Origin of the sequence: Rhizobium sp. 3T7 (assembly GCF_020166565.1) — a bacterium.
In the GTDB taxonomy this organism is placed as follows: Bacteria; Pseudomonadota; Alphaproteobacteria; order Rhizobiales; family Rhizobiaceae; genus Rhizobium.
In genome coordinates this window covers 1-10,805 of record NZ_JAIQXS010000042.1, presented here as the reverse complement: position 1 = coordinate 10,805, position 10,805 = coordinate 1, and the positions used below count along the sequence as shown (strand labels likewise).

General features: G+C 59.5%; 9 protein-coding genes. All 9 read right to left on the bottom strand.

What is annotated here, in order from left to right:
* Nucleotides 1-205 precede the first annotated feature (205 nt).
* The 9 genes from K9B32_RS28645 to K9B32_RS28605 all read right to left on the bottom strand — a co-directional run bounded on the left by K9B32_RS28645 (nt 206) and on the right by K9B32_RS28605 (nt 10,656).
* Complete coding sequence (locus K9B32_RS28645; protein WP_224568743.1) at nt 206-3,310, bottom strand: efflux RND transporter permease subunit; 3,105 nt, start codon at nt 3,308-3,310, stop codon at nt 206-208.
* A gap of 43 nt (nt 3,311-3,353) precedes the next feature.
* A complete protein-coding gene (locus K9B32_RS28640) occupies nt 3,354-4,571 on the bottom strand; it encodes an efflux RND transporter periplasmic adaptor subunit (RefSeq protein ID WP_224568741.1) in 1,218 nt (405 codons plus the stop codon).
* Between the two features lie 136 nt (nt 4,572-4,707).
* On the bottom strand, nt 4,708-5,310 hold the full coding sequence (locus K9B32_RS28635) for a TetR family transcriptional regulator (RefSeq protein ID WP_224568739.1): 603 nt from the start codon (nt 5,308-5,310) through the stop codon (nt 4,708-4,710).
* 102 nt (nt 5,311-5,412) lie between these two features.
* Nucleotides 5,413-6,357 carry a phosphoribosylaminoimidazolesuccinocarboxamide synthase gene (locus K9B32_RS28630; RefSeq protein WP_224568729.1) on the bottom strand — a complete coding sequence of 315 codons (945 nt, stop codon included), beginning with the start codon at nt 6,355-6,357 and terminating at the stop codon, nt 5,413-5,415.
* A gap of 81 nt (nt 6,358-6,438) precedes the next feature.
* Nucleotides 6,439-8,190 carry an SLC13 family permease gene (locus tag K9B32_RS28625; protein WP_224568724.1) on the bottom strand — a complete coding sequence of 584 codons (1,752 nt, stop codon included), beginning with the start codon at nt 8,188-8,190 and terminating at the stop codon, nt 6,439-6,441.
* 97 nt (nt 8,191-8,287) lie between these two features.
* The gene (locus K9B32_RS28620; protein ID WP_224568722.1) at nt 8,288-8,983 is read right to left on the bottom strand and encodes a phosphoribosyltransferase; all 696 of its coding nucleotides are present in this window, start codon (nt 8,981-8,983) and stop codon (nt 8,288-8,290) included.
* Nucleotides 8,984-8,987: 4 nt separating this feature from the next.
* On the bottom strand, nt 8,988-9,791 hold the full coding sequence (locus K9B32_RS28615; RefSeq protein ID WP_224568720.1) for a pseudouridine synthase: 804 nt from the start codon (nt 9,789-9,791) through the stop codon (nt 8,988-8,990).
* 184 nt (nt 9,792-9,975) lie between these two features.
* Entirely contained in the window at nt 9,976-10,182 is a 207-nt protein-coding gene (locus K9B32_RS28610) for a hypothetical protein (RefSeq protein ID WP_007787687.1), read from the bottom strand.
* A 138-nt stretch (nt 10,183-10,320) separates the two neighbouring features.
* Nucleotides 10,321-10,656, bottom strand: coding sequence for a hypothetical protein (locus tag K9B32_RS28605; RefSeq protein WP_224568718.1), 336 nt, complete (start codon nt 10,654-10,656; stop codon nt 10,321-10,323).
* Nucleotides 10,657-10,805: the final 149 nt, after the last annotated feature.

Here is a 10,805-nt window from a genome sequence, read left to right as displayed (position 1 = left end):
CGCGAGTAGAAGCAGAAGCGCCGGAGAGGCAAAGCGAAAAGATGCCATTAAAAATCTTCCTGTAACTCGACCAAATCTATTCTTGTCAGAAGCCTTCATGCTTCGCTATCGGCCGCGCTTCGCTCGTACGAGAAACACCATCCCGAAGCAGTTGGCGGCAATGTATCAACGAGTCTCACCTTCTCACAGTGCATTTATATCACACTCACGCTTCATTTTTGCTCCTCCGCGAGAAGATCCGGCGGATAACAACGAAGAACGAGGGCACGAAGAAGATGCCGAGAGCGGTCGCGGCAAGCATACCGCCGAGCACGCCAATACCGATTGCGTTCTGCGCCGCAGAGCCTGCTCCGGTTGCGACTGCCAGCGGCACGACACCTAGAATGAAGGCAAGGGATGTCATGATAATGGGGCGCAGGCGCAAGCGCGCTGCCTCAAGAGTCGCCTCGAGCAGTCCCATTCCTGTTTCCATTCGGTCCTTCGCGAACTCCACGATCAGGATCGCGTTCTTCGCCGCCAGACCTATGGTCGTCAGCAGGCCGACCTTGAAGTAGACGTCGTTCGCCTGACCGAAGAGCGTTGCAGCGGCGAGGGCACCGAGCACGCCGACCGGTACGGCCATGATGACCGAGAACGGGATCGACCAACTTTCGTAAAGCGCTGCCAGGCAGAGGAAGACGACGAGAACGGAAATCGCATAGAGCATCGGTGCCTGCGAACCGGACAGGCGCTCCTGATAGGAAATGCCCTGCCAGGCCACGGTGTAGCCGCCGCTCAACTGTTCAGTCAGCGCTTCCATTTCGTTCATGGCGTCGCCCGAGCTCACGCCCGGTGCCGACGCGCCCTCGAGCGGAATTGCGCTCACTGCATTGAAGCGTGCGAGTGTCGGGGCGCCCTTGACCCATTCGGTGCGGGTGAAGGCAGAGAAGGGCACCATTTCACCACTTGAGTTGCGGGCATACCAGTGATCGAGATCGTCAGGCTGCATGCGGAACGGCGCGTCACCCTGCACGTAGACCGGCTTGATCTCGCCATTCAAGGTGAAGTCGTTCACGTCGCGACCGGTAAAGATGACCGAGAGCATCGAGTTGACCGCGGTGATATCGACACCCATCGCGCCGATCTTTTCCTGGTCGATGACGATCTTCATCTGCGGCTCGACCTCCTTGTTGTTACTGCGTAGCGCGACGACCTTCCCGCTGGAGTTTGCGGCCTGGATCAAGCGCTTGGAGGCAGCGTCCAGAGCGTCGGTGCCGTGACCGCCGGTATCGACGAGATACATGGAGAAGCCGCTTGAGACGCCGAGACCCTGGATGGCCGGCGGCAGCAGCGCGAAGACCTGCGCTTCGCGGAAGGTGAAGAAGGTCTTCAGCGCCCGCGTCACGACAGCCTGCGCATGCAGGTTCGGATCCGTGCGCTCAGAGAAATCCTTGAGTTTAGTGAAAACGATGGCGCTGTTCTGGCCGGAACCATTGAAGCCAAAGCCAAGGGCGCCAAAGACGGACTGCACGGCGTCTTTCTCGTTCTCGCGGTAGTATTTCTCGACCTTTTCGACGACGGCTTGGGTCTGCTGCGTCGTCGAGCCGGGAGGCGTTGTGACGATCGTCAGCAGGACACCCTGGTCTTCCTGTGGAAGGAAGGAGCTTGGCAGACGATTGAACAAGTAGGCACAGCCAAGACCGATGAGGAGGAAGACCAGCATGACGCGGATCGGCCGTTTCAGCAGGTAGCCGATGCTCCGGACATAGCCGTTGGTAGAACGCGTGAAGTTGCGGTTGAACCAGTCGCCGATCCGGTGCTTCTTGTGTTCGGTCACAGGCTTTAGCATGGTCGCGCAAAGCGCCGGCGTCAGGACGATTGCGACGAGTGCCGAAAGCAGCATCGCGGAGACGATCGTCACGGAGAACTGGCGGTAGATGATGCCGGTCGAGCCGCCGAAGAAAGCCATCGGGATAAAGACGGCTGTGAGGACGAGCGCGATACCAACGATGGCGCCGGTGATTTCGCCCATCGACTTCTCTGTGGCTTCGAGCGGCGGCAGCTTCTCTTCCGTCATGATGCGCTCGACGTTTTCGACGACCACGATGGCGTCGTCGACGAGAAGGCCGATCGCCAAGACCATGGCAAACATCGTCAGCGTGTTGATCGAATATCCCGCCACGGCGAGGATACCGAAGGTCCCAAGCAGAACCACGGGCACGGCGATCGTCGGAATGAGTGTCGCCCGGAGGTTCTGCAGGAAGACCAAAAGGACGATGAAGACGAGAACGATGGCTTCGATCAGCGTGTGAACCACCTTTTCGATCGACAGTTCGACGAAGGGGGTCGTGTCGTACGGATAGGTGATTTCCACGCCTTCCGGCAGGCCGTGGCTGATAGTGTCGAGGGTAGAGCGAACGCGGTCGGCGGTATCGATGGCGTTGGCGCCGATGGCGAGGTTGACGGCAAAGCCGCTCGACGGCTGGCCGTTGTAGCGGGAGGAGCCGCCGTAGCTTTCCTGGCCGATCTCGATGCGTGCTACATCGCTGAGGCGGACGGTGGAACCGTCCTTTTCAACCTTCAAGATGATGTGCTCGAAGTCGGAAACGGTGGTGAGCTGGCTCTGCGCCGTGATGGTCACGTTGAGCTGCTGGCCCTCGACCGACGGCTGGGCGCCGAGCGATCCGACCGAAACCTGGGTGTTCTGCGCTTCGATCGCGGAGGTAATGTCGCCGGTCGTTAACTGATATTTCAATAGCTTGTACGGATCGAGCCACACGCGCATGGCATAACCGGAACCAAAGATGTTGATGCTGCCGACGCCCTCGATACGCTGGATCTGATCTTCGATGGACGTCGACATGATGTTGCCGAGGTCAACCGAGTTGCGCTTGCCGTCGGTCGAAACCAACGAGCCGACGAGCAGAATGCTCGAGGTCGAGCGGGTGACGCTGATGCCGGCGTCAATGACGTCGCTCGGCAGTTGGGACTGAACCAGCTGGAGCTTGTTTTGGACTTGGACCTGCGCGATGTCGGGGTCGGCGCTGGTGCCAAATGTCAGCGAGATGCTGGCAGACCCGGTCGACGAGGTCGACGTCATATAGGTCAGATCGTCGAGGCCAGTCATGCCGTCTTCGATGATCGTCGTCACCGATTTCTCGACGGTTTCGGCGCTGGCGCCGCGATAGGTCGCATTGATGCGCACCGTGGTCGGCGCGATATCAGGATATTGCGAAATCGATAGCGTGAAGATTGCGAGCAAGCCCGCGAGCATGATCGTGATCGCGATGACCCAAGCAAAGATCGGGCGTCGGATGAAAAACTTGGCCATTGGCTTATTGTTCCTGTACGGCTCTGATCACGGTTCGTCGCGATTACTTCGCGGCGGGCTTCTGCGCTTCACCGGATGCGGCCTGATCAGCGGGCACAACGATGCCCTTGTCATTGATTTTCATCGGCATTGGCTTGACGGGCATGCCTGCGGAAATCGACTGCAGGCCGCTGACGATCAACTGGTCGCCGTCGTTGATGCCCTCGGTAACGAGCCAGGCGTTGTTGGAGGGCGATGCGTTTTCGAAGATGCGGGTTTCGACCTTGCCGTCGGCTGAGACGAACTGCGCGGTCAGCTCACCATTCGCATTTCGGCTAGTTGCAAGCTGCGGCAGCGCATAGCCTTGCTCTGCGCCGAGTTCCAGCGTGGCGCGGACATACATGCCGGGCAGGATGATATGATCGGGATTTGGAAAGCGGACGCGGATGATGAACGTGCCGGTCGTCTCGCTGACGACGGACTTCGACATGTCAAGCGTGCCCTTCTGGTCATACTCCTTGCCGTTTTCCAAGATGAGGCGGAAGGCGGCGTTGCCGGCATTGCCCTTGACTTCTCCGCTTCTGATCGCGTCGCGAAGCCGCAGCAGGTTCGTGCTCGATTCCGTCAGGAGGATATAGACGGGATCGAGCTGGCGTACGGTCGTGAGCGCCGTCGTCTGGTTGGCGGCGACGACGTTGCCAACGTTGTATGCCGTCTGGTCGATCACGCCATCGAATGGCGCAATGATCTTCGTGTGGTCGACATCGATTTCGGCGGCGGTTAGGGCTGCCTTTGCGGATTCGACCTCGGCCTGCGCCTGCAGAAGGTTGGTGCGCGCCGTCTCAAGTTCGATTTGCGTCGCGCCCGAACCGACAAGGCGCTGATAGCGATCGAAATTGCTTTGCGCGCTTGGAACGCTTGCTTCTGCCTTGGCAATGGCGGCGCGTGCCTGTGCAGCGGTTGCCAGATAGGGCGCGTCTTCGATCTGGTAGAGAATGTCACCCTTTTTGACTTCGCCACCTTCCTTGAAGGGGATCTTCTCGATGATGCCGCTAACCTGTGGGCGAATGTCGGCAATCTGCGAAGCTTCGGCGCGGCCTGGCAAGATCGTGGTGACAGGGAAGCTGCCCTTCGTCAAGGATATGACACCAACCGGGGCGGCCTGCTGAGCAGCGGCACCCGCGGCGCCGGCTGCGCCCTGCTTGTTACCGCTATCGCTGCATGCGGCGAGTACCCCGCCGAGAGCAAGGGCGGAGGAAACGAGGAAAATACGCCGTATCATAATGAATTCCTTGTGCGGTGGCGTCCGAACCAATGACCTCATCAACAATGAAGGCCGGTCATCGATCCAGAATCGAATGCCACTGATCCGAATTTAAGAAAGACTTTACGAAGTGACGTAAGTTATGAATCGTCACTTAGCAAGCGCTATTTTGCAGTGCGGCATCGACGAAAATGACGATCTGCTTTGCACGGTGGACAAGTGTGTCCTTATCATCACGGGCGATCAGAACTGGGTGCAGGACGCTCGCCAGGACATCGGCAACGGTGCTGGCGGCATCTTCCGGGTTGCTGCAATGGTAGCGTCCCGCGGCGATACCTACCCGTATGATATCGTCCAGCTTCTGAACGATGCGCTCTCTGTACCGATTGCCGGCCTCGAGCTTGGCTTGCACCGTCATCAGGACCATTTCGAAGATATAAGGGTTCTGCTGAATGTCCTGCAGGTGGCTGTCGAGCAGGCGCAATACAAAGCGCAGCAGCTGCTCGTTTGGCGGCAGTTCATCGTCGAAGGCGGCAAAGCGATCTGCGACGTCGCCGAGGTGGCGTTCCGCAATGGCGTCGACAAGCGCGGTTTTCGAACGGAAATGCTTGAAAACATTGGCCGGCGACATACCGAGCGTGGCGGCAATGTCGGCGATGGAAACGGCGACGAAACCACGTTGGCGGAACAGCAATTCTGCCATGGACAGAATGTCTTCGCGGGTCTCTTCGGCCTTGCGTCTTGGCCTGCGTGCCATCCATTCCCCCGCCGGCTCGAGGCCGGCACCCCAGTTTTAAAGATCTAGCGCCAACGACGGAAAGCCTGCAAGCCAATGTTGCAGGCTTCCTGCGCGGCGGCCTTACGAGAAGTAGGCCGACAGATTTTTGCGGATGCGTTCGACCGGGGTTGCTCCGCCGTCGTCGGGAACAAAGCGTTGCGCCGTGATGCTTTCGTAGGCCTTGATGTAGACTTCGGAGGTCTGCTGGATCAGTTCGACGGGGATTTCCGGGATCTCATCCTTATAAGGGTCGCAGCGCTCCGCGACCCAGGCGCGCACAAAGTCCTTGTCGAAGCTTGTCGGGCGCGTTCCGGCCTCGAAGCTTGCCTGATAGCTGTCGGCGAGCCAGTAGCGGCTGCTGTCCGGTGTATGAATTTCATCCGCGAGAATGATGTTGCCATTCTCGTCCGTGCCGAATTCGTATTTGGTGTCGACGAGGATGAGGCCCCGCTTGGCCGCAAGGTCCTGGCCGCGCGCGAAGAGAGCCAGTGCGTAACGCGATAGTGTCTCCCACTGCTCCTTGGTCAAGAGACCGCGCTCGACGATCTCTGCCGGCGTCAGCGGCTCGTCGTGGCCGCCATCGAATTCCTTGCTAGTCGGCGTGATGACCGGTGTCGGAAGTTTCTGGTTGTCGCGCATGCCGTCCGGCAATCGCATGCCGTACATCTCGCGCTCGCCGTTCTTATAAAGAGTAAGGATTGATGTCCCCGTCGTGCCGGCGAGATAGCCGCGAACGACGACTTCGACCGGCAGGATATCGAGACGCTTGCCGATGACGACGTTCGGATCGGGATAGTCGAGAACGTGATTGGGGCAGATGTCCTTCGTTGCCTCGAACCAGTAGCGAGCCGTCTGCGTCAGCACCTGACCCTTGTAGGGAATGCAGGTAAGAATGCGGTCGAAGGCGCTCAATCTGTCGGTGCTGATGATGATGCGCCGCCCATCCGGCAGGTCATAGTTCTCGCGAACCTTGCCGCGATAGTAATTGGGGAGCTCTGGGAAATGGGCTTCGGAGAGGATTCGCACGGGCTCGACCATCCTTCTGCATTGATCGTAAACTTCCCCCTGCTCTAGTTCCATCGCCGGGGATGTCAAGCAAACCCGCTCCTAAAGCCAGAAGAGATAGATGAGAAGTAGCGTAAGACCATAGCTCACCACCGTCAGCGGTGCCCCGGCCTTCAGGAAGTCGCTGAAGCGGTAGCTCCCGATCCCCATGGCCAGCGTATTGTTGTGGTGGCCAAACGGCGTCAGAAAATCCAGCGAGGCGCCTGCGGCGACGGCAATCAGATAGGCGGATGGAGACTGATGCCCGGTTGCTGCGAAGGCGACGGCGATGGGGCTCATGACGATCGCGACGGTCGCGTTGTTGACAAAGGGCGTCAGGAGCATTGACAGAAAGAGAACGAGCGCCACCCCCGTGGTCGGTTCGGCCAGCGACACCATGGAACCGAGCGCCGCCGCGATGACTTGGGCGGTGCCCGTTGTCGCGACGGCGGAACCTATCGGGATCATCGCACCGAGCATTATAATGATCGGCCAGTTGAGGTCCGCCATTGCCTGGCGAATGTTCAGGTAATTGAGAAGCGCCAGGACAAGCACGACGCCCGCAAACGCAATATCAGGTGTGACGAGTTCGAAGGCCGTTGCCGCGACGCCTGCGGCAAAGATGGCAAAGGGCTGCCAGGACGATGCCGACATTCGGGACGGCGGCTGCGACGCCAGCGGAAGACACTCGCACTCCTCGAGCGCTTCGGCGATCGACCTTTGCTCGCCCTCCAACACCAGAATGTCCCCAATCGACAGCTGCAGATCGGCAAAGCGCCCCTCGATCCGTGGTGAACGCATCGAGAGAGCGGAAACCGTGACGTCGCGACTGCTGAACACCTCCAGAGAATGCAGTCGCGAGCCGACCAGGGTGCTCTCCGGCATCACGACGGCCTCGACACAGTCGAGATCGGAAATGGCCGAGCTCGGACGATGCCGCGGAAGCAGCGCTCCTGATGTTTGAAGGCCATCAAAAATCGTATCGTCCGCTTCGGCCAAGAGCAGATCGTCCGCCTCGACGACCAGTTTATCGGGCGTCCCGAAAACGAACTTGTCATTGCGAACGAGGGTATGGGGCTGCAGCGAGAATCGATCGGGGAGATCCGACAGGGGCGCGCCGATCAGCGATGAACCCGCAGGAATATGTCGTTCCGTGATCCTGCGTCTTGCTGGCGAGAAAGTTTCTGCCGAAGCCGTCCCGTCGATTTCCTGCGGAAATAGCCGCGGCGCGAGCCATGCGGTCAGCACGATGCCCACTACAGCGACAGGCAGACCGACATAGGCAAAATCGAAGAGTCGGAAGCCGGTGCCGCTCGTCTCCGCCCAAGCATTGCTGACGAGCATGTTCGCGGGCGTACCGATTAGCGATACGATGCCGCCCAAGAGCGCCGCAAAAGAGATAGACATGATCAACTGCCGTTTGGGTATCTCGAGCGCAGCACTGACGCGCAGTGTTGCCGGCAGGGCGATCGAAAAGGCGCCGATGTTATTCATGAAGATGGAGATGAAGCCGGTCGCTCCAGACAAAGTGGCAATGACCGCAATGTTGGAAAATCTAGCGTGCACGAAAAAATCCGCGAGCCGGTCGAACAACTGCGCCCGTGCCAGCACCTGTACGACGAGGAGGATCTCCACGACGGTCACAACCACTGGGCTCGCGAAGCCGGAGAAGACCTGCTCGGCGGAATAAAGGTGGAGGGCATAACCGGCGAGCAGTCCGGCAATCGCGATGACCTCGATGCGGAAGCGCTCCAGTGAAAACAGGACGAGCATCGCGAGCAGGAGGATCAGCAAGGATGCTTGCTCGAACGTCATGGCTTGTCCCGAACCTCAGTCCACCGGGAGAATGTAGCGGTTCGGGCCGCGCTGTATAGCGAAATCTCCCATTCCGTGCTCCACGCCGACAACACGCTCAGTCAGCGGGCCGGCGCCAGGTGCCGGTCTCGGTCATCTCCAGCATCGGCGTGGAAAACACGCCCACTATTCTTTCCCGCCATTGTGATCCGGCTGCATCGAGCGCCCCGCACCAACGGCGCGACTGCAGCATCGCAGCACCGATCGCAACAGGCTCGATGCCGCAACCGGCGAAAAGCTGCAGCCCGGAAATGATCGAGGTGCCGCTGGAAATGACGTCGTCGATCAGCGCCACGCGTTGGCCCTCCAGCAGCGGCAGCATGCGGGGATCTATATAGAGACGCTTCTGTTGGCTTGGGGTGGTAATCGACGAGAGCGCCACGGACAGGTCGTCGCGGTACCAGAATTTTCGGGACGTTCCGAGCGGCACATATCGCGAGTGCCCCAGCTTTTGCGCCACGGCAGCTGCGAGCGTCAGCCCAAGTGTCGGCAGGCCCGCAACAACCTCGACCTCGAAAGACTTCAGCTTCTCGGCAAGCGACTGAGCCAGCAAATCGAGAACCTTGAAACTCGCCTGATTGATGATCAGCGAGGCCAATGCATGCTGCCCGTCTGCCAGCACGCGTACCGGCAGGCGAAGCTGGCGCCCATCGTCCAGCTCGGCGACATAGTAAAATGAGAAGTCACCGTCGCTCCTAAAAGTGCCCGGGTTGTGAACTTCCTGCCAAAACTCGTGCGCGGCCAATTCCGTCATGCACTCAATTCCGTCTTGCCGGTTCCATGCCGGCGCTCCGGCGCAGTTCCTTTAATTCTGCATCCGTCAAGGCGCGCACTGCTCCCTTCGGCAATTCGCCGAGCGCCAAGCCCCCGATCGCAACCCGCACGAGGCGGAGGCATTCGACATCCAGGGCTTCCAGCATGCGACGGATCTGGCGGTTGCGGCCTTCATCGAGTTCGACTTCGATCCAGGCGTTCTTGTCGCCGCTCCTCAATAGCGCCGCGGACGTTGCCTTCAAAACTTCGCCGTCGTGGCGCACGCCAGAGGTCATCGCAGCCAGCATCTGGGCATCCATGATCCGGTTGACCTGAACATGGTAGGTCTTCGTGACATGGGTGAGGGGATCGAGCAGCGCCTGGGCGAAGACGGTATCGTTGGTAAAGAGCAGCAAGCCTTCGCTTGCCTTGTCCAATCGGCCGACGGGCGAAAGATGCGGAGCTTCGAAGTCCCTGAGACAGTTGTAAACGGTGGGCCGGCCTTCGGGATCATCGCGTGTCGTTACCAGCCCGCGTGGCTTGTTCAGCATCAGATAGATCTTCGCCTCGGCGACCACCTCGGTGCCATCGACACGGATCGTGGCCGCTAGGTCCACCCAGGCGGAGGTGTCGGTGACTTTGCGACCATCGACCGAGACGCGCCCCTCTAGGATCAGCCGTTCAGCTTGTGTCCGCGAGCAATGGCCGAGCTTTGAAAGCGCACGCGGCAGGGTTACCCGCTTGCCGGGCGCTTCGCCGTTCGGTCTTGCGCGCTCGCGCGATTTCTGAGGTGAGCGCCGTTGCCTCACTCTGTTCCATCCTGTCAGTTCCGTTGATCAGGTTCTGACACGAACGGGTTTACGAAGCCAGCAAGCCGCGAAGAAAACGCGGGGAAAAATAAGACGCTCAAGGGTTGGGGGTGGCGAAGGTCAAAGAGCCAGACGGCGCTTTACGCGCCATCCAAATTCGTCGTCGGGGAGAGATCGGCAAGCCTTAGTGGCAAGCCATGAAACCGGCGAGTTCCTGGCGGCTGATAACGACACCCGCGGCTGCTTTGGCGGGGTCCGGATGAGTATAGGCCAGGCAAGGCAATTCAGGTAATTCAAGGGCTTGGCGCATGTTCATGATGCCGACCGCCTTGCGGCCGTTGACACCATCGACACTGACTTCGACTATAAAGTGCGCTTTCTGGTTCTCCATAAATAGTCCTCCCGCCCATTTTAGCCGTTAGCAATAACGACTAAACTTGGTTTTTCTAAGACCAAAGTATTACGAGCCGCATTGACCTCCAGATCATGCGGCTCGCGATAAAAGCGGAGCGTTTCCGCTGGTGCTATATCAGCGCCACCAATGGTGAGGCGGCTGTTGGCTGCCGCTCAAGAGATAGCCGGCTAGAAAACCGATCGCACCGGCAAGTGCCAGCGCGGTCGTCGTCGCCGCTGCATGGTCGCGGGCAGCGCCTGCGGCGGCCACACCTTCGGCCCGGATCTGGGCAACGGCGCCCTTTGCGCGGGGGAGGGCATCTTCATAAGCCTTGCCGGCACGGTCGCGCACTTCGTAGTAGGCTTCGGCACCCTGCGCCGAGATCATTTTCTGCAGGCGGGATACTTCCTGCTGGAGCGCGGCGATATCCTTGCTGACGGACGCTCTGATGTCGTCGGTAGTGGCAGCCATGTCTTTCTCCTTTCTTCTACACGAACGAGAACACGAAAGTGCTGCTTTAGGTTCTGCGCGATTTGATCCGTGTAAGGGGCAAATGATCCTCATCCGCCGAGTTTCAACCCTCAAACGCCGCTTTTGCGCTGTCCGGACAGGACAGAAAA

Bases quoted from the DNA above. Each gene is read 5' to 3' on its own strand.
- K9B32_RS28625 (WP_224568724.1), bottom strand. From the start codon at position 8,190: ATGACGTTCGAGCAAGCATCCTTGCTGATCCTCCTGCTCGCGATGCTC.
- K9B32_RS28620 (WP_224568722.1), bottom strand. From the start codon at position 8,983: ATGACGGAATTGGCCGCGCACGAGTTTTGGCAGGAAGTTCACAACCCG.
- K9B32_RS28610 (WP_007787687.1), bottom strand. From the start codon at position 10,182: ATGGAGAACCAGAAAGCGCACTTTATAGTCGAAGTCAGTGTCGATGGT.
- K9B32_RS28645 (WP_224568743.1), bottom strand. From the start codon at position 3,310: ATGGCCAAGTTTTTCATCCGACGCCCGATCTTTGCTTGGGTCATCGCG.
- K9B32_RS28640 (WP_224568741.1), bottom strand. From the start codon at position 4,571: ATGATACGGCGTATTTTCCTCGTTTCCTCCGCCCTTGCTCTCGGCGGG.
- K9B32_RS28605 (WP_224568718.1), bottom strand. From the start codon at position 10,656: ATGGCTGCCACTACCGACGACATCAGAGCGTCCGTCAGCAAGGATATC.
- K9B32_RS28635 (WP_224568739.1), bottom strand. From the start codon at position 5,310: ATGGCACGCAGGCCAAGACGCAAGGCCGAAGAGACCCGCGAAGACATT.